General features: G+C 62.3%; 24 protein-coding genes. 12 read left to right on the top strand and 12 right to left on the bottom strand.

Annotation, left to right across the window (positions count from 1 at the left end):
- Position 1 precedes the first annotated feature (1 nt).
- Together H045_RS16460 and H045_RS16455 are read left to right on the top strand one after the other, a co-directional pair.
- Positions 2-484, top strand: a complete 483-nt coding sequence (locus tag H045_RS16460) for a glutathione peroxidase (protein WP_003230852.1) — start codon at positions 2-4, stop codon at positions 482-484.
- A gap of 111 nt (positions 485-595) precedes the next feature.
- A complete protein-coding gene (locus tag H045_RS16455; protein WP_003230850.1) occupies positions 596-1,699 on the top strand; it encodes an NADH:flavin oxidoreductase in 1,104 nt (367 codons plus the stop codon).
- Here the strand turns inward: H045_RS16455 and H045_RS16450 are convergent.
- Positions 1,668-2,870, bottom strand: coding sequence for a glycosyltransferase family 4 protein (locus H045_RS16450; RefSeq protein ID WP_015372943.1), 1,203 nt, complete (start codon positions 2,868-2,870; stop codon positions 1,668-1,670). The genes H045_RS16455 and H045_RS16450 overlap by 32 nt on opposite strands.
- Before the next feature lie 54 nt (positions 2,871-2,924).
- Positions 2,925-3,689, bottom strand: coding sequence for a sulfate transporter CysZ (gene cysZ / locus H045_RS16445; protein ID WP_015372942.1), 765 nt, complete (start codon positions 3,687-3,689; stop codon positions 2,925-2,927).
- 281 nt (positions 3,690-3,970) lie between these two features.
- On the opposite strand from cysZ, the gene trxB reads away from it, so the two are divergent.
- Positions 3,971-4,933 carry a thioredoxin-disulfide reductase gene (gene trxB / locus H045_RS16440; protein WP_003230844.1) on the top strand — a complete coding sequence of 321 codons (963 nt, stop codon included), beginning with the start codon at positions 3,971-3,973 and terminating at the stop codon, positions 4,931-4,933.
- A gap of 81 nt (positions 4,934-5,014) precedes the next feature.
- Here the strand turns inward: trxB and H045_RS16435 are convergent, their stop codons facing one another.
- The 6 genes from H045_RS16435 to H045_RS16410 all read right to left on the bottom strand — a co-directional run bounded on the left by H045_RS16435 (position 5,015) and on the right by H045_RS16410 (position 8,021).
- Complete coding sequence (locus tag H045_RS16435; RefSeq protein WP_003230840.1) at positions 5,015-5,353, bottom strand: HopJ type III effector protein; 339 nt, start codon at positions 5,351-5,353, stop codon at positions 5,015-5,017.
- Positions 5,346-5,642, bottom strand: a complete 297-nt coding sequence (locus H045_RS16430; protein ID WP_003230838.1) for a DUF1244 domain-containing protein — start codon at positions 5,640-5,642, stop codon at positions 5,346-5,348. The genes H045_RS16435 and H045_RS16430 overlap by 8 nt, the downstream gene beginning before the upstream one ends.
- A gap of 65 nt (positions 5,643-5,707) precedes the next feature.
- Positions 5,708-6,112, bottom strand: coding sequence for a dihydroneopterin triphosphate 2'-epimerase (gene folX / locus H045_RS16425; RefSeq protein WP_003230837.1), 405 nt, complete (start codon positions 6,110-6,112; stop codon positions 5,708-5,710).
- A 2-nt stretch (positions 6,113-6,114) separates the two neighbouring features.
- The gene (gene folE, locus H045_RS16420; protein ID WP_003230834.1) at positions 6,115-6,675 is read right to left on the bottom strand and encodes a GTP cyclohydrolase I FolE; all 561 of its coding nucleotides are present in this window, start codon (positions 6,673-6,675) and stop codon (positions 6,115-6,117) included.
- A 20-nt stretch (positions 6,676-6,695) separates the two neighbouring features.
- Positions 6,696-7,406 carry a dihydromonapterin reductase gene (folM, locus tag H045_RS16415; RefSeq protein ID WP_015372941.1) on the bottom strand — a complete coding sequence of 237 codons (711 nt, stop codon included), beginning with the start codon at positions 7,404-7,406 and terminating at the stop codon, positions 6,696-6,698.
- A 57-nt stretch (positions 7,407-7,463) separates the two neighbouring features.
- Positions 7,464-8,021 carry a putative antibiotic biosynthesis monooxygenase gene (locus H045_RS16410; RefSeq protein WP_015372940.1) on the bottom strand — a complete coding sequence of 186 codons (558 nt, stop codon included), beginning with the start codon at positions 8,019-8,021 and terminating at the stop codon, positions 7,464-7,466.
- 213 nt (positions 8,022-8,234) lie between these two features.
- On the opposite strand from H045_RS16410, the gene H045_RS16405 reads away from it, so the two are divergent.
- Positions 8,235-9,194 (top strand): MerR family transcriptional regulator, encoded by a 960-nt coding sequence (locus tag H045_RS16405; RefSeq protein ID WP_015372939.1) that lies wholly within the window; start codon positions 8,235-8,237, stop codon positions 9,192-9,194.
- A gap of 2 nt (positions 9,195-9,196) precedes the next feature.
- Here the strand turns inward: H045_RS16405 and H045_RS16400 are convergent, their stop codons facing one another.
- Positions 9,197-9,802: a hypothetical protein gene (locus tag H045_RS16400; RefSeq protein ID WP_003230827.1), complete on the bottom strand. Its 606-nt coding sequence runs from the start codon at positions 9,800-9,802 to the stop codon at positions 9,197-9,199.
- 58 nt (positions 9,803-9,860) lie between these two features.
- A complete protein-coding gene (locus tag H045_RS16395) occupies positions 9,861-10,328 on the bottom strand; it encodes a PAS domain-containing protein (protein ID WP_003230825.1) in 468 nt (155 codons plus the stop codon).
- Between the two features lie 127 nt (positions 10,329-10,455).
- On the opposite strand from H045_RS16395, the gene H045_RS16390 reads away from it, so the two are divergent.
- From H045_RS16390 to H045_RS16365, 7 genes are all read left to right on the top strand, one after another.
- Positions 10,456-10,911: a flavodoxin gene (locus H045_RS16390; protein ID WP_015372938.1), complete on the top strand. Its 456-nt coding sequence runs from the start codon at positions 10,456-10,458 to the stop codon at positions 10,909-10,911.
- A gap of 177 nt (positions 10,912-11,088) precedes the next feature.
- Positions 11,089-11,217, top strand: coding sequence for a hypothetical protein (locus H045_RS25650; protein ID WP_256094212.1), 129 nt, complete (start codon positions 11,089-11,091; stop codon positions 11,215-11,217).
- A complete protein-coding gene (locus H045_RS16385) occupies positions 11,217-12,125 on the top strand; it encodes an alpha/beta fold hydrolase (RefSeq protein WP_015372937.1) in 909 nt (302 codons plus the stop codon). Before H045_RS25650 ends, H045_RS16385 begins: the two co-directional genes overlap by 1 nt.
- 328 nt (positions 12,126-12,453) lie before the next feature.
- Complete coding sequence (locus H045_RS16380) at positions 12,454-13,365, top strand: SDR family oxidoreductase (protein ID WP_015372936.1); 912 nt, start codon at positions 12,454-12,456, stop codon at positions 13,363-13,365.
- Between the two features lie 440 nt (positions 13,366-13,805).
- Complete coding sequence (locus H045_RS16375; protein ID WP_041931525.1) at positions 13,806-15,596, top strand: DUF1302 domain-containing protein; 1,791 nt, start codon at positions 13,806-13,808, stop codon at positions 15,594-15,596.
- A 26-nt stretch (positions 15,597-15,622) separates the two neighbouring features.
- Positions 15,623-16,981, top strand: a complete 1,359-nt coding sequence (locus H045_RS16370; RefSeq protein WP_003230817.1) for a DUF1329 domain-containing protein — start codon at positions 15,623-15,625, stop codon at positions 16,979-16,981.
- A gap of 200 nt (positions 16,982-17,181) precedes the next feature.
- Positions 17,182-19,683 carry a LuxR C-terminal-related transcriptional regulator gene (locus H045_RS16365; RefSeq protein ID WP_015372934.1) on the top strand — a complete coding sequence of 834 codons (2,502 nt, stop codon included), beginning with the start codon at positions 17,182-17,184 and terminating at the stop codon, positions 19,681-19,683.
- Here H045_RS16365 and H045_RS16360 read toward each other — a convergent pair.
- Entirely contained in the window at positions 19,680-20,552 is an 873-nt protein-coding gene (locus tag H045_RS16360; RefSeq protein ID WP_015372933.1) for an AraC family transcriptional regulator, read from the bottom strand. The two genes, H045_RS16365 and H045_RS16360, sit on opposite strands and share 4 nt — an antisense overlap.
- 137 nt (positions 20,553-20,689) lie before the next feature.
- Here H045_RS16360 and H045_RS16355 point away from each other — a divergent pair, with 137 nt between their 5' ends.
- Positions 20,690-21,595 carry a DMT family transporter gene (locus H045_RS16355; RefSeq protein ID WP_003230811.1) on the top strand — a complete coding sequence of 302 codons (906 nt, stop codon included), beginning with the start codon at positions 20,690-20,692 and terminating at the stop codon, positions 21,593-21,595.
- A 279-nt stretch (positions 21,596-21,874) separates the two neighbouring features.
- Here H045_RS16355 and norR read toward each other — a convergent pair whose 3' ends face one another.
- A complete protein-coding gene (gene norR / locus H045_RS16350; RefSeq protein ID WP_015372932.1) occupies positions 21,875-23,395 on the bottom strand; it encodes a nitric oxide reductase transcriptional regulator NorR in 1,521 nt (506 codons plus the stop codon).
- Positions 23,396-23,513 lie beyond the last annotated feature (118 nt).

Raw genomic sequence — 23,513 nt, 5'->3', positions numbered from 1 at the left:
CATGAGTGCTTTCCACGACCTGAAACTCAAAGCTTTGGACGGTCAAGAGCTGCCGCTGGCACCCTTGAAGGGGCAAGTGGTGCTGGTGGTCAACGTGGCCTCCAAATGTGGTTTGACCCCGCAATATGCGGCGCTCGAAAACCTCTATCAGCAGTACAAGAGCCAGGGTTTCACGGTGCTGGGCCTGCCGTGCAATCAGTTTGCGGGGCAGGAACCGGGCACCGACGAAGAGATCAGCCAGTTCTGCAGTCTGAATTACGGCGTCACGTTTCCCCTGGGCAGCAAGCTCGACGTGAACGGCCCTGAGCGTCACCAGTTATACCGCTTGCTGGCGGGCGAGGGCGCCGAGTTCCCCGGGGATATCACCTGGAACTTCGAGAAATTCCTGTTGGGCAAAGATGGACGCGTGCTGGCGCGTTTCTCGCCACGTACCCCGCCGGAAGACCCGGCAATCGTCCAGGCCATCGAAAAAGCCCTGAGCTGAGTCACACTTCGCTCGCTTCTGGACTTCAATCACTCCTATCAATAGTGCTGTGCGGCGCGCGGCATGGCCCATATTATCCACGTCATAAACCCGTCTTTCGTGGAGTGTGCCGTGTCTGTCCAAGCCCTGTTCAAACCCTTCCAACTCGGTACGCTGCAACTGTCGACCCGCGTGGTCATGGCGCCCATGACCCGTTCCTTTTCCCCGGGCGGCGTGCCCAACGCCAAGGTTATCGAGTACTACCGCCGCCGCGCCGCCGCTGGCGTGGGCCTGATCATCAGCGAGGGCACCGTGGTCGGTCACCCGGCCTCCAACGGCTACCCCAACGTCCCGCATTTTTACGGCGAAGCCGCTCTGGCTGGCTGGAAGCAGGTGGTCGACGCCGTCCATGCCGAAGGCGGCAAGATCGTCCCGCAACTGTGGCACGTGGGCAGTGTGCGTCGTCCGGGCACCGAGCCTGACGCCAGCGTGCCGGCTTACGGCCCGATGGAAAAACTCAAGGACGGCAAGGTGGTCGTCCACGGCATGACCGTTCAGGACATCAAGGACGTGATCGACGCCTTCGCCCAGTCCGCCAGGGATGCCCAGCGCATTGGCATGGATGGCGTGGAAATCCATGGTGCCCATGGTTATCTGGTCGATCAGTTCTTCTGGGAGGGCAGCAACCAGCGCACCGACGAATACGGAGGAAGTCTGGCCAACCGTTCGCGTTTTGCCATCGAGTTGATCCAGGCCACCCGCGCCGCCGTGGGCCCGGATTTCCCGATCATCTTCCGTTTCTCCCAGTGGAAACAGCAGGACTACACCGCGCGTCTGGTGCAAACCCCCGAGGCGCTGGGTGAATTCCTCAAACCGTTGTCCGACGCCGGCGTGGATATTTTTCACTGCTCCACCCGTCGCTTCTGGGAGCCGGAGTTCGAAGGCTCCGACCTCAATCTGGCTGGCTGGACACGTCAGCTCACGGGCAAGCCTACTATCACCGTGGGCAGCGTCGGCCTGGATGGCGAGTTCCTGCAGTTCATGGTCAACACCGATAAGGTCGCGCAGCCCGCCAGCCTGGAAAATCTGCTCGAGCGTCTGAACAACGGCGAATTCGATCTGGTGGCCGTGGGTCGCGCCCTGCTGGTAGACCCGGAATGGGCGGTTAAGGTGCGTGAAGGACGTGAGGGCGATATCCTGCCGTTCAGTCGTGAGGCGCTGACGACCCTGGTGTAAAGGGCGTAAGGAGCGGCGACGGATGCGGCTCCTTGCACACCCCCCGCAACTGGCGCTCGAACTGCTCGATAATCGCCGTCCATCCCTGGCGACTCGCATGCTGGCGTGCGTTCAGGCGCGCCCTGCGCAAGGTTTCGCGTTCTTCCAGCAGCCAGATGGCCGCATCGCAGAACGCGCCCTCATCGCCAGGCATGGCCAGTACGCCGTTGTAGCCGTGGCGAATATGCTGGGTGGCCGCCGCCTGGTCGTACGCGACCACACCAAGCCCCGAGGCCATGGCTTCGAGCACCACATTGCCGAAGGTCTCGGTCAGGCTGGGAAACAGGAACAGATCGCCGCAAGCGTAATGGCGCGCCAGTTCTTCGCCACGCCGGGTGCCGCAGAACACCGCCTCGGGCAGGTCGCGTTCCAGTACAGCGCGTTGCGGGCCGTCGCCCACGATGATCAGCTTCATGCGTCGAGCGGGATAGCTGTCCTGCAACCCTTCAAAACAGCGTTTGAGCACCCCGAGGTTTTTCTCCGCAGCCAGGCGCCCCACGTGCAGCACGGCAATGTCGTCGTTCTCCAGGCCCCAGGTTTCACGCAGCGTGCAGTCACGTTTGGCGGGATGGAACAGTTGGCTGTCGACCCCACGTGACAACATCCCCAGACGTTCGAACTGCCGACGTTCCAACTCCAGGCGCTGGCTGGCGCTGGGCACCAGGGTCAGGGCCGAGCGATTATGAAACCAGCGCAGGTAATGCGTGACCATCCTGCTCAGCAGGCTCATTCCGTAGCGGTTGGTGTATTGCTGAAAGTTGGTGTGAAAGCCACTCACCACGCTGATCCCCAGGCGCCGCGCCGCGCGCAGCGCCGAGAGCCCCAGCGGCCCCTCGGTGGCGATGTACAGCACATCCGGGCGTTGGCGCGTCCAGCGTCGCAACAGCTTGTGCATCGACGACTGGCCCCATTGCAGGCCTGGGTAGCCCGGCAACGGCCAGCCGCGGCACAGCAGCAGTTCGTCGTCGCTGGGCCGGCACTGGTCGATGCCCTGGCGCGGGCGCACCAGTTCGACTACATGGCCACGCGCGCGCAAACCGTCGCACAGGCGGCCAAGGGTATTGGCCACCCCGTTGATTTCTGGCGGGAAGGTTTCGGTGATCAGGGTGATATGGAGCGAGGCTGTCGTCATGACCCACAGTGTCGCCGTGGGCCATGTCGTCAATGTGTCGCGTGGATGATGGATTTATGACCGAGTGATCGGTTTCGCCGCCATCGCCTCGGCCCCTTGCTCGCGCACCCAGAACAACGTGGCGCCGGCCACCGCTGCCGGCATCATCAGCAGGTTCACCACCGGGACCAGCAGCACCAGATAGACGACCCCGCCAAAGCTCATGCTCTGCCAGCGCTTCTGGCGCAGCCAGGCGAGCATTTCGTTCCAGCCCAGTTTGTGGTTGTCGGCCGGGTAGTCGATGTACTGGATCGCCATCATCCACACACCGAACAGCAGCCAAAGCGGCGCTGCGATCAGGTTGACCACGGGAATGAACGACAGGATAAACAGACCGATGGCGCGGGGCAGGAAATAGCCCAGCTTGCGCATTTCCCGGGTCAGGGTGCGCGGGACCATGGCGATCAACTCGCCCCAGCTGAACGCCGGGAAGTCGTCGGTGCCGCGTACCACCACTTCGACTTTCTCCGACAGAAAACCGTTGAACGGCGCCGCGATGATATTGGCGAGCATGGTAAAAGTGAAAAACACCATCAGCACCACCAGCACCACAAACAGCGGCCACAACAGGTAATTCAGGAAGCTCAGCCAACTGGGCAGTGTTGGCATCAGGTGATCGACCCACAGGCTGAACTGATGGCCGGCGAAATAGATCAAGCCGACGAACAGCGCCAGGTTGATCGCCAGCGGCAGCAACACAAACAGGCGTAGCCCGGGGCTCAATACCAGTTTGAGGCCTTCGCGCAGGTATTGCGGGCCGGAAAGAACAGGAGCGGGCATGGTGAACTCCGAGCAGGATGACGAACGCGCCGACCTTACCGACTTTGTACGCAAGTCGAAAGCGGCAACATCAGCAGTAACAAAGCCGTCGATGAGTCGAGCCGACTGCATAGAGACCACCTATGAGCTGGATTGTTAATGCGTATTTCCTTAATCTTGCCCCCCTCTATACGCTGCACCCATCATTTTCAGGATCTGCGAGTTCAAGCCTTCCCCAAGTGCTTCGCAGTCCTTTTTTATTCCAGCCGCCCTGTTCTGCGGGCGGTCGACAGGAGTGAGTCATGTCTGATACCCGTCATTCGCGAGTGATTATTCTAGGTTCCGGCCCTGCCGGTTACAGCGCTGCCGTCTACGCTGCCCGGGCCAACCTCAAGCCGCTGCTGATCACCGGCATGCAGGCGGGCGGTCAACTGACCACCACTACCGAAGTCGACAACTGGCCGGGCGACGTGCACGGCCTGACCGGCCCGGCGCTGATGGAGCGCATGAAGGAGCACGCCGAGCGCTTCGAAACCGAGATCGTCTTCGACCACATCAACACAGTCGACTTCTCCAAAAAGCCTTACAGCCTGACCGGCGACAGCGGCGTGTACACCTGTGACGCGCTGATCATTGCCACTGGCGCCAGCGCCCGTTACCTGGGCCTGCCGTCGGAAGAAGCGTTCATGGGCAAGGGCGTGTCCGCCTGCGCCACCTGCGACGGTTTTTTCTATCGCAACAAGCCCGTGGCCGTGGTCGGTGGTGGCAACACTGCCGTGGAAGAGGCGCTGTACCTGGCTAATATCGCCAGCACCGTGACCCTGGTGCACCGTCGCGAGACTTTCCGCGCCGAGAAGATTCTGATCGACAAGCTGCACGCCCGTGTCGCTGAAGGCAAAATCATCCTCAAGCTCAACGCCACGCTGGACGAAGTCCTGGGTGACAACATGGGCGTAACCGGTGCGCGCCTGAAAAACAACGACGGCAGCTTTGACGAGTTGAAAGTCGATGGCGTGTTCATCGCCATCGGCCACACCCCGAACACGTCGTTGTTCGAAGGCGTGCTCGAGGCCAAGGACGGTTACCTGGTGGTGCAGGGCGGCCGTGAAGGCAACGCTACTGCTACCAACATCGACGGCATCTTCGCCGCCGGTGACGTGGCCGACCACGTTTACCGCCAAGCCATCACCTCGGCCGGCGCCGGCTGCATGGCCGCCCTGGACGCCGAGCGCTACCTCGATGGGTTGAAGGACGCGTCGTTCTAAACTTGTTGAACTGAAAAAACCGGCTGTGAGGCCGGTTTTTTTATGCCCAATCTAAATCACACTGCAAGGCAAATGTCTGGCTCATTTGCGGGTCAGAGGCTGTGCCGCAAATTTTACGCCGGCCAGGCCATGCTCGATCAGCGCGCGAATATTGCCATGGTCGCTGCCCTCAGGCGTGGACACCACCGACCGGTAATGCTCCCCAAAAGCCAGCAATGCTTGCTGGTCGCTCAAGCCTTCCAGTAACGCCAAACCCAAGGTCTTGCACGACCCCTCGTTCTGCCCGGCAGCGTTTTCCACACTGCCATTGGTGAAAGCTTGCGGCTGGTAGTCGTAACCGGCGGCGATAAATGCCAGGGTGTCGGCAAATTCGTGTTCGCCGCTGTTGAGGCTGGCGTGCAGGGTATTCAGGTCAGTCATGGGTTTTTCCTTTGGCAAACGCAGCCTGCTGCTCGGCGCTGGCTTCTTGCTGGTACTGGGCTTTCCACTCGGCGTAAGGCATGCCGTACACCACTTCCCGGGCATCATCCAGGCTCAGTTCGATCTGGCGCTCGTCGGCCTCGGCCTTGTACCACTTGGACAAGCAGTTACGGCAAAAGCCCGACAGGTTCATCAGGTCGATGTTCTGCACATCCTTGCGGCTGTCCAGGTGCGCCACCAGTCGGCGAAAGGCGGCGGCTTCGAGTTCGAGGCGTTGTTGGTCGGTCATGGGGGGCTCTTCGAGACAGCTTCAAGCGGATAAGCTTCAAGCTGCAAGTTGGGATGAGGATGGCTTTAAGTTGTGGGTTGAAGCTTGTTGTTTGAGGCTGGGCGGCTTGCCGCCAACGTAATCGACACCGATTCGGCAAAGCGCAGCGCATGGGGCTTGTCCACTTCGACTTCGGCATACAGCACGGACTCATTGCCCATCACCAGGTCCAGCAGTTCCTGGGTGAGGCGCTCAAGCAAGGCAAAGCGGTTGCCTTCCACATGGGCAATGATCGCCTTGGTGATGGTGCGGTAATTCAGGGCGTGGTCGATATCGTTGTCGCGCACGGCGGCCTGGGCGGCATACAGGATGGTCAGGTTGATCAGCACGTCCTGCTTGTTGAGGATTTCATCCTCGTTGATGCCGATAAAGGTGCGCAGGCACAGGTCCTTGACCCGGATGCGCGCCATGCCTGGTTGAAGTTGTGGCATTGCTACTTGCTCCGTCCAATCAGTTGCAGGAACTCCATGCGCGTGGTGCTCGACTCGCGAAATGCGCCGAGCATCACCGAAGTGTTCATGGTTGAATTCTGTTTTTCCACGCCGCGCATCATCATGCACATGTGCCGGGCCTCGATCACCACCGCCACGCCGGCGGCCTGGGTCACGTCCTGAATGGCGTCGGCGATCTGCCGCGTGAGGTTTTCCTGGATCTGCAGGCGCCGGGCGAACATGTCCACGATGCGCGCCAGCTTCGACAGGCCCAGCACCTTGCCGGTCGGAATATAGGCCACATGGGCCTTGCCGATAAAGGGCAGCAGGTGGTGCTCGCACAGCGAATACAGCTCGATGTCCTTGAGGATCACCATTTCATCGTTGTCGGACGCAAACAGCGCGCCGTTGACGATGGTTTCCAGGTTCTGCTCGTAGCCATGACACAGGTACTGCATGGCCTTGGCGGCGCGCTTGGGGGTGTCGAGCAGGCCTTCGCGCTCCGGGTCTTCACCCAAGCCTTTAAGGATCTCGCGGTAGTGGTGGGGCAGGGATACAGTCATACAACATCCTCAAAAACGGCTTACTTGATATGCCGCCCACCGTTAACGGTCAGGGTGGTTCCAGTGACATAGGGGTTGTCCAGCAGGTAACGAACACTCTGGTAGATCACATCCGGCCCGGGCTCGATGCCCAGGGCCGACTTGGCCAGGACTTTTTCGCGGTAAGCCGCATCGTCGCCCTCGTTGAACATCACCATCGCCGGCGCGATGCCGTTGACCTTGATCAGCGGCGCGAACTGCGCGGCAAACGACAGCGTGAGGCTGTCGAGCCCGGCCTTGGTGGCGCAATAGGCGATGTGCTGGTGGCTGCCCTTGCGCACTACGTCATCGCTGATGTGCACGATATCGGCAGGTGTCGAGCGTTGCAGCAAGGTTGAACAATGCAGGTTGATCAGATAAGGCGCAAGCATGTGCACGCTGAACATGTCGGTAAACGCGCGGCTTTCGTCGCCCGGCGTTTCCGCGACCCAGGCCGAGGCGTTATGAATGATGGCGCGCAGGCAATCGGTGTGGGTCTTGAGTGCGTTGATAAACGCAAGAATCCCGGCCTCACTGGAGAAGTCGGCAAACAGGCCGGTTGCGCCACGCTCGCGCAGAGCGTGAACGCCAGGGCGCTCACTGCGGTAGCTGAAAATCACCGGCTGACCGGCGTCCAGCAATCGCTCGGCACAATGCAGGCCGACGCGCTGGGCGGCGCCGGTGATCAGGATCGGGGCAAGGGGTGCGGTCATGGTAGGCTCGGGTCGCGGGCAGGTTGAAACTATACCAGCGACCGGCCTTCCCTGTACTCAGGCGGGAGCTTGCGTGACCTTGGTCGGCGGTGAGGGATGGAGCCAGTTGGCCAGCAGGTGGGTCGACAGTGGGATGAACCAGAACACCATCAACGGTGTGAGCGCCAGGGTGCTGACCAGAATGCGCGGTACCAGGTCCAACTCGCCCAGCAGTGGCCCCAGGCCAAAGTTGAACAACAGCGACACCGGGAAAAATGCCAGCCAGATCGCCACTGCCTGCTTCCAGCGTGGCGGTCGCGCGCCCACTGCGCCAAACCAGCCATCGATGCCGCGCACGCGGTGCTCGGACGGGTCGGCAAACAGCTCGCTGCCACGGCTCAGCCAGGCACTGCGCGAGGCGGAAAACTCCCAGGCGTGCAGGGTGGTTTCGTCGGCGAAGCGGAAGATAATCTGGAACTCATCGTCATGGGGCGGCGGGGCCAGTACGCCGGAGCCCAGGTAACCGGGAAAGTCCGTGGCCAGTTGCTCGCCTTCGCGCAGCCAGGCCATCAGTTCTGCGTAGCGCCCTTTGGCCACGCGGCGCGCAACCATCAAGGTGACGGGTGAGGTAGACATTGTGTATCTCCGAATGTACGGGCGCGCTGAACCGGGTAGGTGGCGCACAAACGAAGCTGCGGGGTGTTGCAGCTCTGTTGAAAAGCAAGCAAGGATTATTCCTGTTTTTCGCGAATACGCCAGCGACTTTGGTCCGATAGGCCCGGTCCTTGAAAAACAAAGGTATAAAAGCGTTAAATAGGATCCAATTTCATACATGCTGCTGGCCGCCTGATGTCCGAAATCATTGCTCCTGTCCACGAAATCACCCCGGTTGCCGACTCCGATTCCGCTGAGCTGCTTCCGATTCGTGAAGTCTCCAGGTTGACCGGGGTCAACCCCGTCACCTTGCGTGCGTGGGAACGTCGTTATGCCCTGATCCAGCCCACGCGCACCGAAAGCGGGCATCGCCTTTACTCCCGAGCGGATATCGACACGGTGAATCGCATCCTCGACTGGATCGATCGAGGCCTGGCCGTCAGCAAGGTCGCAAAGATCATCGCCCGTGATGACCAGCAGGCCGTGGTCGTTCGCGCTGAGCAGAACCCGGACGAGGAGGGTGAATGGCCGAGTTGGCAGGCGCGACTGATGCTCGCCATCAGCGCTTTTGACGATGCCGAGTTGGAGACCCTCTACGGTCAGATTTTTGCGACCTATCCGGCGAGCGTAGCGTTCCAGGACATCCTCATGCCGCTGTGGAACGATCTGTTGCGCCACCAGGGCAGCTTCGGCCAGGCCAGTGAATGGTTGTTCTTCGATAACTTCCTGCGTGCCAGTACGTCAAAACGTCTGCGGCTGGCCTGCGCTTCGCCCGTACCACGTGTGCTGCTGGCGGCCATTGCCGGCGAGTGCCGTGAGCTGGAGTTGCTGGTGGCGGGGGTCTTGATGAGCAGTGATCAGCTCTCGGTCAAAGTGCTGGGTGTGGGCCAGCCTTTCGATGAATTGACGCTGGTGTGCGAAAAAACCCGGCCGCGCGCGCTGGTGTTGTTTTCCAATCATTCGCCCGGCAGCGAACTGCCGCTGCGCCTCAGGCGCCTGGCGCTGACCCTGGACTGCCCGCTGTTGCTGGCCGGGGACGCATCGGACCTGGCTCGCGAAAGTCTGGCCGGTTCCGCCATTGGCTGCCTGGGCAATGACGGGCAGTCGATGCAGGCTCGCTTGCAGCAGTTTCTCGGCGCGAGGCTGGATGCCTGAATTCAGGCATGCATGTGCGGGTGCACTCGGCGATGTTCGTGCAGGATGAACTGGCGCAGGCGCTCGGTTTCATCTGCATCGCCCTGGCTCAGGCGGTAGGCAAACAGGCCCCGCGCCGTCTCCCGCTCGAACGTCCCGCGCAGCGAAATACGCTCGTAGCCCGATGGACTGAACCACAGCGAAAAGGTCCTGGGCGGCTTGCTCCGGCCTCGCATCTCCACCAGCACTCCCTTGAATGACACCTGATGCACCCACAGCGCGCCGGGGGTGCCGCGGATGTTTTCCAGCGCCACCGGTGTCTCCAGCGCCAGGCGCCATGGGCGGATCATCGGCCCGTCTTCAAAGATGCTCGGCACGCCGACGCGCAAATGCACTGCATTGAACTCATCCTCCACCAAATGCAGGGGGAAGGTGAGTTGCTGGTTGTCGAATTGCGCCTGCAGCGTGACATGGTCGTGAGCCGCCAGCCGGGTGAGCAGGTCGCGCAATTGCGCACCGCCATTGACCGTCAGGCTCGACGAAGCATCCCTCAGATTGAGCTGAGGGTTGTGCTGCATGTTCTGAATGAAATCCAACTCGTCCTGAGTCAGAAGCGCTTCGCGTGACATTGATTGGGCTCAATGAGGAAGAGTGAGGGGCGATTATCCATTCTAATGCCCACGGTTTCTAAACTTTATTCGATCCGGCGGCGGCCTTCAGCGCTGCGAGCTCACTCTTGACCCTGGCCAGTTCAGCTTCCAGTTGTACGACGCGCTGCTCAGCCTTTACCTGCAGCGTGACGTCCTTTTGCACACCGATGAAATACGTCAGCTTGTCGGCCTCGTTATACAGCGTTGAAAGCGACAGTTCATTCCAGAACGGCGTGCCATCCTTGCGGTAGTTGCGCAGGACTTCGCGGCAGGATGTACCCTCCTGCATGGCTTTGCGAACGACCGTCAGGCCTGGCTGGTCGCGGTCACCGGTCTGCAGGAAGCGGCAGTCCTGATAGAGGATTTCATCGAGGGTGTAGCCGGTCAGGCGCTCGAAAGCCGGGTTGACGTAAATCACCGGCGTCTCGCGGCCTTCTCGTTCGGCGACCACGATGCCGTCGTTGGAAGCGTTGATCACCATTTGCATCAGGTTGGGGTTAATCATTAAGCGATCCAAAGCGTGTTTACACAGGGCAGTTTATGGCACCGGCAGGATGTTGCACGGGGCGCACCGAAATATTTGCCTCAGCTGTTAATATCCCAGGCTTTCATTCAACCACAGGATCAGATTGATGAAAGTCGCCATCCTTTCCGGCTCAGTGTACGGCACGGCTGAAGAAGTCGCCCGCCATGCGGTCGGCATCCTCACTGCGGCCGGTTTCGAAGCCTGGCACAACCCTCGCGCCACCCTGGCAGATGTGCAGGCGTTTGCACCCGAGGCTTTGCTTGCGGTGACGTCCACCACCGGCATGGGCGAACTGCCCGACAATCTGCAGCCGTTGTATTCGAGCATCCGTGACCAACTGCCCGCCGCCTGGCGCGGACTGCCCGGCGCAGTGATCGGCCTCGGCGACGCCAGCTATGGCGATACCTTTTGCGGCGGTGGCGAGCAGATGCGCGAATTGTTCAGTGAACTGGGCGTGCGCGAAGTGCTGCCGATGCTGCGCCTGGACGCCAGCGAAAGTGTCACCCCGGAAGCCGACGCCGAGCCCTGGCTAGGCGATCTGGTGGCGGCCCTGCGCGGCTGATTGCGGCTTTTCTGGCGGCGCTTCTCTGACGCCGCCGACCCTCGATCGAACTATTCTTGCAACTGACTCGCACGGTCATCAAGCTGGCTGCGAAGGCAACTCATCGCGCCAGAGTGTCTGACTAGACTGGCCCACCACGAAAAAAACAATAAGAAATGCGCCAAGGAGGTTATCGCCGTGAGCCCATCCCCCGTTCTATCGCTATCCAACGTCAGAAACCAGGTCAGCGCCGCCGAACGGCAAACGCGTGTAACCCTGGCGCCGCCGCGCAAACGCCACCTGCAAGCCCTGGGGTATAAAACCTGATGCCACTCGCCGAGATCCCGTTGCGTGCCTGGCGCAAGCGCAGCCGCAGTTTTGACTTTCGCGGCCACACCATTCGTTATTGGGTGGCCGGCCAGGGTGAGCCGCTGCTGCTGATCCATGGCTTTCCCACCGCCAGTTGGGACTGGCACTACCTGTGGCAGCCCTTGGCCCACCGCAACCTGGTGATTGCCTGCGACATGCTCGGCTTCGGCGATTCGGCCAAGCCACTGGACCACGGCTATTGCCTGCTGGAGCAGGCCGATCTGCAACAGGCGCTGCTCAAGCACCTGGGGGTTGAGCAGCCCGTGCATGTGCTGGCCCATGACTATGGCGACAGCGTCGCCCAGGAACTGCTGGCCCGGCATTACGAAGGTCGCTTCCAGATGGCCAGTTGCGTGTTCCTCAACGGCGGGCTGTTTCCCGAAACCCACCGCCCGGCGCTGGTCCAAAAGCTCTTGCTCAGCCCACTGGGCTGGATGATCAGCCGCGCCTTTGGACGCAACGCCTTGTCCAACAGCTTCAGCCAGATTTTCGGCCCCCGGACCCGCCCCAGCGAAAGCGCCCTTGACGATTTCTGGAGCCTGATCAGTGCCAGCGACGGCACGCGCATCCTGCACAAACTCATCGCCTACGTGCCTCAGCGCCGTACCCTGCGTGATCGCTGGGTGGCGGCCATGCAAGTGGGCGATGTGCCGTTGCGCGTGATCGATGGCGAGGTCGACCCGATCTCCGGGGCACACATGGTGGAGCGATACCATCAACTGGTGCCCCATGCCGACACCGTGCTGCTGACCAACATCGGCCACTACCCGCAGATCGAAGCGCCGGTGCAGGTGCTCAAGCACTACCTGACGTTTCGCGCAAACATTGCGCGCGTCACCGCGTGGGAGGGGGCTTGCTCGCGATAGAGTCGCGTTAGCCTGCACATAAGCTATTTCAGGCAATCGATTCTCTGTGGCGAGCAGGCTTGTCCTGCGTTGGGCTGCGCAGCAGCCCCAAAACCTGACTCTGCACAGGGTCAGGTAAACCGCATTTTCCTTGATTGGGGGCGCTTCGCACCCCAACGCGGGGCAAGCCAGCTCGCCACAACAAACCTGCTCGCCACAACAAGCCCGCTCGCCACGCAATCATCCCGCTGCCTTATCGCACACCATTCAGCCCTGGCCGTGTTCATTGTGACGGTCTGCCCGGTGCCGGACACTCGGTCCATTGTCATTGTGGCCTGTGGAGTTCGGTATGAGTGAGTCAGTGCAGTTCCAGGATAAGGTTGTGATCGTTACCGGTGCCGGCGGCGGGTTGGGCCGCGCCCATGCGCTGCTGTTTGCCAGGCACGGGGCCAAAGTGCTGGTCAACGATCTCGGCGGCTCTGCCCAGGGCGAAGGCGCCAATGCCTCGGCGGCCGACCGGGTTGTCGCCGAAATCCGTGAGGCCGGCGGCATTGCCCAGGCCAACCATGATTCGGTCACCGACGGCGACAGAATTGTGCAGAACGCCATGGACGCCTTCGGCCGCATCGACGTGGTGGTCAATAACGCCGGCATCCTGCGCGACAAAACCTTCCACAAGATGGAGGACAGCGATTGGGACCTGGTTTACCGGGTGCATGTCGAAGGCGCCTACAAAGTCACCCGAGCCGCCTGGCCGCATTTGCGTGAGCAAGCCTACGGTCGGGTGATCTTCACCGCGTCCACTTCGGGCATCTACGGCAACTTCGGTCAGTCCAACTACGGCATGGCCAAGCTCGGCCTGTACGGCCTGACCCGCACCCTGGCACTGGAAGGGCGCAAGCACAACATCCTGGTCAACGCCATCGCCCCCACCGGGGCGACGCGCATGACCGAAGGCCTGATCCCGCCGCAGGTGTTCGAGCGTCTCAAGCCGGAGTTGGTCAGCCCGCTGGTGGTGTACCTGGGCAGTGAGGCCTGCCAGGACACTTCGGGCCTGTTTGAAGTCGGCGGCGGCTGGATCGGCAAGACCCGCTGGGAGCGCAGCCTGGGCGTGGGTTTTGACCCGCAGGCCGGGTTCTCCCCTGAGGATGTCGCGGCGCATTGGGCGCAGATCTGCGACTTCGACGGGGCTGCCCACCCGCAGGACAACATTGAGGCGCTGAAGGAGATGATGGCCAACTTGCAGAAATACAGCCTCTGATCGTTGCGCGATTTCCTCTAATCCCCAAGCAAAAAAAAGCCGCTGCAAACGCAGCGGCTGAAATAAGACGTTGTACCAAGGAGCGGTAGATAAACGTCAATGAACACCGATAACCGATTGAATAAAAACATCAATCAGGTTGAATCCGGCTTTGCACCCTGGGGTGGGAGCGAGCGCAGTGCTCTTAAAGCCCGGCAAGAATAGTCGTTTGTTACAGAATGAGTAATACCTCATCGGGACAAGGACTGTTGCAAATTTCGTAACGATCCATCCATTCCTCTGATGGCCTCCCATCCACCTGCTGCATGCCCGCGCCTGAACCCCGGCCCGCGTGGTCCGTAATCCTTTCGAGCGACAACACGAATACCTCCTTGGTGCGCTTATCGCTCCCCGTGGGCGGCAGTAGGGTGAAGCCTTCTGTCACTCACCGGGGAAGACGCATGACAAAAACAACAATGCGCGCCATCTTCACGCCACAGGCGCTGGCCGCTGCGGTTGCCTTGGGTTGCTGTGCCCAGGCGCAGGCTGTTTCGTTCAACATTGGCGAGATCGAAGGGCAATTCGATTCCTCGCTGTCGGTGGGCGCCAGCTGGGGCATGCGCGATGCCGACCGCAAGCTGGTGGGCACCGTCAACGGTGGCAGCGGCCAGGCTTCCACGGGCGATGACGGACGGCTCAACTTTAAAAAAGGCGAGACCTTCTCGAAAATCTTCAAAGGCCTGCATGACCTTGAGTTGAAATACGGCGACACCGGTGTGTTCGTGCGCGGCAAGTACTGGTACGACTTCGAGCTCAAGGACGAAGACCGCGAATTCAAGCCCATCAGCGATCACAACCGCAAAGAGGGCGCCAAATCCAGCGGCGCGCAGATCCTCGATGCCTTCGTGTATCACAACTATTCCCTGGGCGACCTGCCAGGCACCGTGCGCGCCGGCAAGCAAGTGGTCAGCTGGGGTGAAAGCACATTTATCGGCAACTCCATCAATAGCATCAACCCGGTTGACGTCTCTGCGTTCCGCCGCCCGGGCGCCGAGATCAAGGAAGGCCTGATCCCGGTGAACATGCTGTTCGCCTCTCAGAGCCTCACCAGCCAGCTCACCGTCGAAGGGTTCTACCAGTTGGAATGGGACCAGACGGTGCTGGACAACTGCGGCACCTTTTTCGGCGGCGATGTGGCGGCGGACGGTTGCACCAATAACTACACGGTGGGCAGCCCGGCGATCCGGCCCCTGCAACCGGTGGCGGCCGCGTTTGGCCAGGGTTTTGGCGCGACCAATGAAGGGGTGATCGTACGGCGTGCCGGCGACCGCGACGCGCGCGACTCCGGACAGTTCGGCGCGGCCCTGCGCTGGCTCGGCGACGACACCGAGTACGGCCTGTACTTCATGAACTACCACAGCCGCACGCCCACCGTGGGCACTATCACCAACAACACCAGCCTTGCGACCCTCGGTGCCATTGCAGGCGCCGCCAACCGCGTGGCGCCCGGCTCCGGTGCGGGCCTGGTGCAAAGTCTGATGCTCGGCCGAGGCCAGTATTATCTCGACTACCCGGAGGACATCCGCCTGTTTGGCGCCAGTTTCTCCACCACCTTGCCCACCGGCACGGCGTGGACCGGCGAAATCAGCTACCGCCCCAATGCCCCGGTGCAACTGAACACCACCGACCTGACCCTGGCGCTGATCAACCCGATTGCCGGTAACACCGCCTCGCCCATCCGCAGCTCGTTCGGCGCCGACAACGTGGGTTACCGGCGCAAGGAAATCACCCAGATCCAGAGCACCATGACCCAGTTCTTCGACCAGGTGCTGGGCGCCGAGCGCCTGACTCTGGTGGGCGAGGCGGCGGTGGTGCACGTTGCCGGCCTGGAAGACAAAGCCAAACTGCGTTACGGCCGCGATTCGGTGTACGGCGCCTATGGGTTCCAGGGCGACACCGATGGCTTCGTCACCTCCACCTCCTGGGGCTACCGTGCGCGGGCGATCCTGGACTACAACAACGCGATTGCCGGGGTGAACCTCAAGCCCAACCTGTCCTGGTCTCATGACGTCGCCGGCTATGGCCCCAACGGGATCTTCAACAAAGGCGCCAAGGCCATCAGTGTCGGCGTGGATGCCGACTACCGCAGCACCTACACCGCCAGCCTCAGCTACACCGACTTTTTTGGCGGCGACTACAACACCCTGACCGACCGCGATTTCCTCGCCCTCAGCTTTGGCGTGAACTTCTGATTTGGCTTAAAGAAGGACAAGAACCTATGCGTAAGACAATTGCAGTGTTGGCCCTGAGTCTGTTGGCCGCTCACGTGACGGCGGCGGTTTCGCCGCAAGAGGCTGCCCAGTTGGGCACCACCCTCACGCCGGTCGGCGCCGAAAAAGCCGGTAATGCTGACGGCTCGATCCCGGCCTGGACCGGCGGCATCCCGAAAAACGCCGGTGCGGTGGACAGCAAAGGCTTCCTGGCCGATCCGTTTGCCAGCGAGAAACCGCTGTTCGTGATCACCGCCGCCACCGTTGACAAGTACAAGGACAAACTCTCCGACGGCCAGGTGGCCATGTTCAAGCGCTACCCGGAGACCTACAAGATTCCGGTGTACCCCAGCCACCGCACAGTGAACCTGCCGCCGGACATCTACGAGTCGATCAAGCGCAGCGCGTTGAACGTCAAGACGATCAACGATGGCAACGGCCTGGAGAATTTCACCGGCAATCGCTACTACGCGTTCCCGATTCCCAAGACGGGCGTGGAGGTGTTGTGGAACCACATTACCCGTTACCACGGCGGCAACCTGCGGCGCATCATCACCCAGGCCACGCCGCAGACCAACGGCAGCTACACGCCGATTCGTTTCGAGGAAGAAGTGGCGGTGCCCCAGGCCATCCCCGACATGGACCCGGCCAAGGCGGCCAACGTGTTGAGCTTCTTCAAGCAGTCGGTGACGGCCCCGGCGCGTTTGGCGGGCAACGTGCTGCTGGTGCACGAAACCCTCGATCAGGTGAAAGAGCCGCGCCTGGCCTGGATCTACAACGCCGGCCAGCGCCGCGTACGGCGTGCGCCGCAAGTGTCGTATGACGGGCCGGGCACCGCCTCCGACGGCCTGCGCACCACCGACAACTTCGACATGTTCTCCGGCGCGCCCGACCGCTACGACTGGAAGCTGGTGGGCAAGAAAGAGATGTACATCCCCTACAACAGCTACAAGCTCGATTCGCCGAGCCTCAAGTACGACGACATCATCAAGGCCGGCCACATCAACCAGGACCTGACCCGCTACGAGCTGCACCGCGTGTGGGAAGTGGTCGGCACGGTCAAGCCCAGCGAACGGCATGTCTACGCCAAGCGCCACATGTACATCGACGAAGACAGCTGGCAGGTGGCACTGGTGGATCACTACGACGGTCGCGGCCAACTGTGGCGCGTCGCCGAAGGCCATGCGCAGTTCTATTACGACCACCAGGTGCCGGCCTACACCGTCGAAACCCTCTATGACCTCATCGCCGGGCGTTACATCGCCTTGGGCATGAAGAACGAGGAGAAACGCAGCTTCGTGTTCGGCTTCGCCGCCAAGGCCGCCGACTACACCCCGGCAGCATTGCGCTCCGAAGGCGTGCGCTGAAGATGATGTGAAACCCAACCAACCTGTGGGAGCTGGCTTGCCTGCGATAGCGGTGGGTCAGCTCCCACATTGGATAAGCGTGCACCCCGGCTTTTATGCATGGCCGTCAATCACCCCGCTGAATACTTCTTCAACAACCACCAAGCCCAGGACTAGGGTACGCGTCAGGCTCCATCACAATAAAAACGCAGGATGCAGCAATGACCGCCATGACTCGCTGCCTGGACCGTCCCGGATTCATGCCACGGCTGTCCGCTCACCACCTGTTGCGCCCGCGACTGGCCCAGCCCTTGCTCGCAGCGCAGGCACGGGTGAGGTTGCTATGGGCACCGGGCGGCAGCGGCAAGAGTGCGTTGTTCGCCGAGTGCGCCTTGCAGGCGCCTGCGGGGTGCCAGGTGTACTGGCTGGCACTCAATGGGGTGGCCCTGAGCCCTGAAAACCTGTGCCGGCGTGTGGCACAGAGTCTGGGCCTGCCCTTCACCGATGAAGCCGCGCTGTTGCTCGATCTCAGTGGCTGGTCAACGCCGGCCTGGCTGTTTCTCGATGACTTCTGCCGTTTCCCCGACACCGAACTGGATGCCTTGCTCGACCGCCTGCTCACCCAAAGCAGCCCGGCGCTGAGCTGGTGGCTGGGCACGCGGCGGCGCCCGGCGTGCAACTGGCCGCGGCTGTTGCTCGACGATGAGCTGTGGGAGTGCAGCGCCAGCGAGCTGGCCTTCAGCACCGGGGAAATCCAGGCATTGCTCGGCCCCGGCCAGAGCCTGGACAGCGTCGTGCACTTCAGCGCCGGATGGTGCGCAGGTGTGCGTATCGCCTTGTTGGGCGACGGTCATCCCGACAAGACCCTGCGCGACTATTTGCAGCACGAGCTGTTCAGCACCTGGCCCGCCGAGTGGGTCGAGGCCTGGCAGGTGCTGGCCCATTTGCCGAGGTTCAATGCGAGCCTGTGTGAACACCTGTTCGGCGCGGGCGACGGCGCCGGCTACCTGCGCGAACTGCAGGCACTCGGTGCCTTTGTCCAGCCGTGGGAACACAGCGCCGACTGGCTGTGCATATTCGCGCCGCTGGCCCACGTGGTGCGCGACGAACCCTGGCCGGCCCGGCGCTCCTGGCATCGGCGCGCCTGCCAGTGGTTTACCGCCGAGGGCGACTGGCAGGCCGCGTTCGAACAGGCATTGCTGGCCGAAGCGTTCGAAGTGGCGGTAAGCCTGTTGCAGCATTTCAGTTTCGAAGACCTGTTTCGCCAGCAGAACGCCGTGTTGTTGTTACGTCTGCACGAACAGCACGGTGATGAACTGCTGCTGTGCTCTGCGCAGCTGGTGGGGCTGGTGACGGCGGCGCTGCTGTTCGCCGGCCGCTTCGATCAGGCCGCGCAGTGCATCGATCAACTGGCGCGCTTTACACCGCAACCTTGCGCCGCCCAGCAACGCCACCTGCTGGCGCGTTGGCAGGCGCAGTGGGGCTGGTTGTTGCATTTGAACGGCGATGGCGAATGCTCCCGCGCGCATTTTCTTGAAGCGCTGCAGGCCTTGCCCGACAGCGCCTGGACCTCGCGCTTGATGTGCCTGTCCGGGCTCACCCAGCAAGCCTTGCTGCGCGGCGAGCTGGACGTCGCCCAAACCCTCAATCGTGAAGCGCTGTGCCTGGCGCGCGCTGAAGGTTCGCTGCTGCTGGAAGCATTGCTGGAGCTGGATCACGCCCAGTTGCTCGAGCAGCGCGGCGCCCCGCATCGGGCGCAGAGCTTGTTGGAACAGGTGCAGGCGATGTTGCTCAAGCAGCAGCTCGATGCCGGTCCGCTGGTGGGACGGATCGCGCTGCGCCGTGGCCACCTGGCCCTGCGTCAGGGCCAGGATGCACTGGCCGCCGACTGTTTTCAGACGGGCTTGACGATGTGCCTGCACAGTCAGGACAAGCGTGTGCTCTATGGTTTTCTGGGCCTGGCATTGCTGGCGGCCAATCAGGGCGACTACGCCCAGGCGTTTGTCCAACTGCGCGAGGCTGAGCGGCTGATGCAGCAACGGCACGTCCCGCAAAGCGTTTACCGCGCGGTGCTGCTGTTGATCAGCGGGCATTTCTGGTTGCAGCAGGGCCGCGCCGACTTGACCGTGGAAGCGGTGCGCCGTGTGCTGCGTCACTTTCGCGGGCCGCACGCCAGGCAGGCACCGCCGGCCACGCTGGAACTGGTCCCGCGTCTTGAGTACCTGCTGGTGCTGGCGGAAGTGAAGTTGGGGTGCGCCGAGCAACCGCTCGCGCGGCTCAACGCATTGCTGGAGGCCACCCGGCAACGCGGCATGCTCTGCCTGGAAACCGAAGTGCAGTTGGTGCTCGGCGAGGTGGCGTGGCAGTTGGGCGACTCCGCCATGGCGCGTCGTGCGCTGCAAGCCGGGCTGGCGCTCGCGGCGCGCTGCCAGGTGCAGCAGGCGATCCGCGAGCTGCGCCTGCGTTCGCCTGGTGTATTGAGCGAACTGGGCCTGGAGCCGCAGGCGGTGGGGCACGACGCAGCGGACAATCCCTTGAGCCTGCGTGAACTGGAAGTGCTGCACTTGATCGCCCTGGGCAATTCCAACCTGCAGATTGCCGACCGTCTGTTCATTTCCCTGCACACGGTCAAGACCCATGCCAGGCGCATCCACAGCAAGCTCGGCGTGGAACGGCGTACCCAGGCGGTGGCCAAGGCCAAGGCCCTGGGGCTGATGGTCTAGACGAAGGCCTGGCGATAGTCGCCGGGCGTTGCGCCCATGGCCTGGCGAAAGCGCTGGTTGAAATGGCTGGCGCTGGAAAACCCGCACATCAAGGCGACTTCGCCCAACGGCAGGACGCCGCCGCGCAGCAGGTCGCGCGCGCAGGCCAGGCGGCGCGCCAGCAGGTATTGATGAGGCGGCAGGCCGAAGCTCTGGCGGAACATCCGCGCGAAGTGGTATTCCGACAAGGCGCACAAGCCGGCCAACAGCCCGAGGCTGATGGGTTCGTGCAGGTGCTGTTCGATGTACTCCACCAACCGCCGGCGTTGGTAGGGCGCCAGCCCGCCTTTCAAATGCAGACCATCGCGGGCGCCGACCTGATTGAGCAGGGTGTGGCTGAGCATCTCATGGGCCAGGCTGCTGGTGAGCAGGCGTTCGGCCGGCTCGTGCCAATTGAGCGCGATCAGTTGGTGAAACCGCTGCGCCTGGCCTGGGTCTTCAAGAAAGGTCGCTTCCTGCAATGCGAGGGCGCGCGGTTCGCGGTCCAGCAGGGTGACGCAGCCGAGGGCGAATTGTTCCGGGCTGAAATACACATGGGCCAGGCGGATGTCGCCGTTGATCACCCAGGCCGACTGATGCTCGGCCGGCAGCACGCACAGCTTGTCCGGACCGCCCTTGATGCCCGGCTGGTCACGGCGAAAGGTCCCGGTGCCGCCACCGACATAGCAGGACAGCGTGTGATGGCTGGGCCCCTGATAATCCTGGGCATCGTGGTGGTTGCTCCACAGCGCCGCCGACACGCCATCCCCCAGCTCGGCGCAAGCGTGCAGGCGTGCGTTGGGCGAGCGGTTGAGGGACTGAAAGATGTGCAGCGATTGCAGATCAGGCATGGCGTGTTCTCCGATGCCTGGCATCCTACCGCGCGAGGTCCGGGCTGTGATCCCTTCGCCCGACAAAAGCGCAAGAATGTGCAAGAGCGATTCGGGCCTCGGGGCGGACACTGTGGCTCAACCTTCGGAGCCGCGCCATGAACCTTTCCCTGTATGTCCTCACCGTGCTGATCTGGGGCACCACCTGGATCGCCCTCAAGTGGCAGTTGGGCGTTGTCGCGATCCCCGTGTCGATTGTGTACCGCTTCGGCCTGGCCGCGCTGGTGCTGTTTGCGCTGTTGTTGCTCAGTCGCAGACTGCAGGTGATGAATCGGCGCGGGCATCTGATCTGCCTGGCCCAGGGACTGTGCCTGTTCTGCGTCAACTTCATGTGTTTTTTGACCGCCACGCAGTGGGTCCCCAGCGGCCTGGTGGCGGTGGTGTTTTCCACTGCCACCCTGTGGAACGCGCTGAACGCACGGGTGTTTTTCGGCCAGCGTGTGGCGCGCAACGTGTTGATGGGCGGTGGCCTGGGTCTGCTGGGACTGGGCTTTCTGTTCTGGCCGGAACTGGCCGGGCACACCGCCAGCCCGCAGACGTTGCTGGGGCTAGGCCTGGCGCTACTGGGGACGCTGTGTTTTTCGGCGGGTAATATGCTTTCGAGCCTGCAACAGAAGGCTGGCCTCAGACCGTTGACCACCAATGCCTGGGGCATGGCCTACGGCGCCTTGATGCTGGCGACCTGGTGCGTGCTGCGCGGCATTCCCTTCGAGATGGAGTGGAGCGCGCGCTATATCGGCGCCTTGTGGTACCTGGTGATTCCAGGGTCGGTGATCGGGTTCACGGCGTATCTCACCCTGGTGGGACGCATGGGGCCGGAACGCGCGGCGTATTGCACTGTGCTGTTCCCGGTGGTGGCGCTGAACGTGTCGGCATTTGCCGAAGGCTATCAGTGGACGCCGCCGGCATTGGCCGGGCTGGTGCTGGTGATGCTGGGCAATGTGCTGGTGTTCAGAAAGCCTAAAGTTATGAGCCCGACCTTCCACGCAAAACCAATCCAGTGAGGCTCTGCCAACTCGTCGATTCAACTGCAGCCTGTGGCAAGCCCTAATGCCGTTCAGTTCAGGAAAATGTGTGGGCTTATTGTGGCGAGCGGGCTTGCCCCGCGTTGGGGTGCGAAGCGCCCCCAATCCAGCAAAACGCGGTGTACCTGATACGGCTCAGCGCGTGGTTTTGGGGCTGCTGCGCAGCCCAACGCAGGGCAAGCCTGCTCGCCACAGGGAATCTGCGCTTAACTGAACGGCATTGGGGCTGCCCGTTAGCCACAGGAGTGGGGTTGCCTGCTACTTCAGGCCCAGGCGTCTGGCCAGGCGGCCCAGGTTGGCGCGGTCCAGGCCCAGTTCGCGGGCGGCGCCGGCCCAGTTGTGCTGGTGGCGTTCCAGGCAGGCGTCGATCAGTTGGCGCTGATAATGCTCGGTAGCCTGGCGCAGGTCACCGGTGACGGGGGCCGGCGGGGCTTGCGCCTCAATGACTGGCGCGCTGACATCGGGCAGATCGAGGTCCCTGGCGCTCAGGCTGAGTATCTTCGGTCGCTCGCGGCAGTTGCCCAGCGCCTTGAGCGCGCTGCGCCCGATCGCGTGTTCCAGTTCGCGCACATTGCCCGGCCATTGATAGGCCAGCAGCGCGGCCTGGGCATCGCTGGCCAGGCGCAGGCTGCCCAGGCCCATGCGTGAGCGGTTCTGTTCGAGGAAGTAACCGGCCAGCAGCAACACGTCGCGGCCGCGGTCACGCAGCGCGGGTACATGCAGCGGGTACACGCTGAGGCGGTGGTAGAAGTCGGCGCGGTAGCGGCCGCTGCGCACTTCTTCGGCGAGGTCGCGGTTGGTGGCGGCAATCAAGCGCACATCCACCTGATGTTCACGGTCAGAACCCAGGCGCTGCAACTGGCCGCTTTGCAGCACGCGCAGCAGCTTGGCCTGCACGCTCAGCGACAGCTCGCCGACCTCATCGAGAAACAGGGTGCCGCCATTGGCCAATTCGAATTTGCCTCGGCGTTCATTCAGTGCACCGGTAAAGGCGCCACGCACGTGGCCGAACAGCTCGCTTTCCACCAGCGTCTCCGGCAGGGCGGCACAGTTGAGGCTGATCAGCGGTTTGTCGGCTCGCGTTGAGGCTGCATGGATCGCCTGGGCCACCAGCTCCTTGCCCACCCCGGTTTCACCGGCGATCAGCACCGTCAGGTCGCTGCCGCCCACCAGATTGATCTCTTGCACCAGGCGCTTGTGGGTTTTGCTCTGGCCGATTATTTCCTTGTACGGCTGGCCGCCGGCCTGACGGTAGATTTCGGCGCGCAAGGCCAGGCGTTCAATGCGTTCGGCGACGTTGACGGTCGCGGCCGCGAGGCTGGCGAAGGCTTGCAGGGCGTCCAGTTCAACGCGTTCGAAACGCTCGGTGTCCAGGGCATCCAGGGTCAGCAGGCCCCAGGGCCGGTCGTCGACGAACAGCGGGCAGCCCATGCAGTCGTGCACTTCCAGTTGCCCGTGCACACCGGCGACCAAACCGTCGTAGGGGTCGGGCAATGCGCTGTCGCTGTCGAAGCGCGTAGGGCCGGGGCTGCTCAGCAGCACGGCGAAGCGCGGGTGTTCGCTGACCTTGAAGCGTCGCCCCAGGGTATCGGCGCTCAGGCCATCCACCGCCAGCGGCACCAGCCACTCGCCATCCAGGCGCAACAGCGCGGCAGCGTCGCACGGCAGCAGTTCGCGCATGGCGTGCAGCAGACGGCGGTAACGCTCCCCTTCGGGCAGGTCGCGGGAGAGATCGGCGACCAGGGGCAGCAGGGTGGTGAGCAATGAATGTGCAGTCATAATGACTCCTTGTAGTCCTTGTGACTATAAGGTGTAGGAAGTCATATTGACTAGTTTGTATTTAACTTGTTGAAAATATTGGTTTTATGGGTTGGCATGAATGCTGACTGCATGAGGG

This window comes from Pseudomonas poae RE*1-1-14 (assembly GCF_000336465.1).
GTDB classification, from domain to species: domain Bacteria; phylum Pseudomonadota; class Gammaproteobacteria; order Pseudomonadales; family Pseudomonadaceae; genus Aquipseudomonas; species Aquipseudomonas poae.
Note: the sequence above shows the minus strand (reverse complement) of the source record. Positions and strands in the feature narration are given on the sequence as shown.

Bases quoted from the DNA above. Each gene is read 5' to 3' on its own strand.
- H045_RS16460 (WP_003230852.1), top strand. From the start codon at position 2: ATGAGTGCTTTCCACGACCTGAAACTCAAAGCTTTGGACGGTCAAGAG.
- H045_RS16450 (WP_015372943.1), bottom strand. From the start codon at position 2,870: ATGACGACAGCCTCGCTCCATATCACCCTGATCACCGAAACCTTCCCG.
- cysZ (WP_015372942.1), bottom strand. From the start codon at position 3,689: ATGCCCGCTCCTGTTCTTTCCGGCCCGCAATACCTGCGCGAAGGCCTC.
- trxB (WP_003230844.1), top strand. From the start codon at position 3,971: ATGTCTGATACCCGTCATTCGCGAGTGATTATTCTAGGTTCCGGCCCT.
- H045_RS16435 (WP_003230840.1), bottom strand. From the start codon at position 5,353: ATGACTGACCTGAATACCCTGCACGCCAGCCTCAACAGCGGCGAACAC.
- H045_RS16430 (WP_003230838.1), bottom strand. From the start codon at position 5,642: ATGACCGACCAACAACGCCTCGAACTCGAAGCCGCCGCCTTTCGCCGA.
- folX (WP_003230837.1), bottom strand. From the start codon at position 6,112: ATGCCACAACTTCAACCAGGCATGGCGCGCATCCGGGTCAAGGACCTG.
- folE (WP_003230834.1), bottom strand. From the start codon at position 6,675: ATGACTGTATCCCTGCCCCACCACTACCGCGAGATCCTTAAAGGCTTG.
- folM (WP_015372941.1), bottom strand. From the start codon at position 7,406: ATGACCGCACCCCTTGCCCCGATCCTGATCACCGGCGCCGCCCAGCGC.
- H045_RS16410 (WP_015372940.1), bottom strand. From the start codon at position 8,021: ATGTCTACCTCACCCGTCACCTTGATGGTTGCGCGCCGCGTGGCCAAA.
- H045_RS16405 (WP_015372939.1), top strand. From the start codon at position 8,235: ATGTCCGAAATCATTGCTCCTGTCCACGAAATCACCCCGGTTGCCGAC.
- H045_RS16400 (WP_003230827.1), bottom strand. From the start codon at position 9,802: ATGTCACGCGAAGCGCTTCTGACTCAGGACGAGTTGGATTTCATTCAG.
- H045_RS16395 (WP_003230825.1), bottom strand. From the start codon at position 10,328: ATGATTAACCCCAACCTGATGCAAATGGTGATCAACGCTTCCAACGAC.
- H045_RS16390 (WP_015372938.1), top strand. From the start codon at position 10,456: ATGAAAGTCGCCATCCTTTCCGGCTCAGTGTACGGCACGGCTGAAGAA.
- H045_RS16385 (WP_015372937.1), top strand. From the start codon at position 11,217: ATGCCACTCGCCGAGATCCCGTTGCGTGCCTGGCGCAAGCGCAGCCGC.
- H045_RS16380 (WP_015372936.1), top strand. From the start codon at position 12,454: ATGAGTGAGTCAGTGCAGTTCCAGGATAAGGTTGTGATCGTTACCGGT.
- H045_RS16375 (WP_041931525.1), top strand. From the start codon at position 13,806: ATGACAAAAACAACAATGCGCGCCATCTTCACGCCACAGGCGCTGGCC.
- H045_RS16370 (WP_003230817.1), top strand. From the start codon at position 15,623: ATGCGTAAGACAATTGCAGTGTTGGCCCTGAGTCTGTTGGCCGCTCAC.
- H045_RS16365 (WP_015372934.1), top strand. From the start codon at position 17,182: ATGACCGCCATGACTCGCTGCCTGGACCGTCCCGGATTCATGCCACGG.
- H045_RS16360 (WP_015372933.1), bottom strand. From the start codon at position 20,552: ATGCCTGATCTGCAATCGCTGCACATCTTTCAGTCCCTCAACCGCTCG.
- H045_RS16355 (WP_003230811.1), top strand. From the start codon at position 20,690: ATGAACCTTTCCCTGTATGTCCTCACCGTGCTGATCTGGGGCACCACC.
- norR (WP_015372932.1), bottom strand. From the start codon at position 23,395: ATGACTGCACATTCATTGCTCACCACCCTGCTGCCCCTGGTCGCCGAT.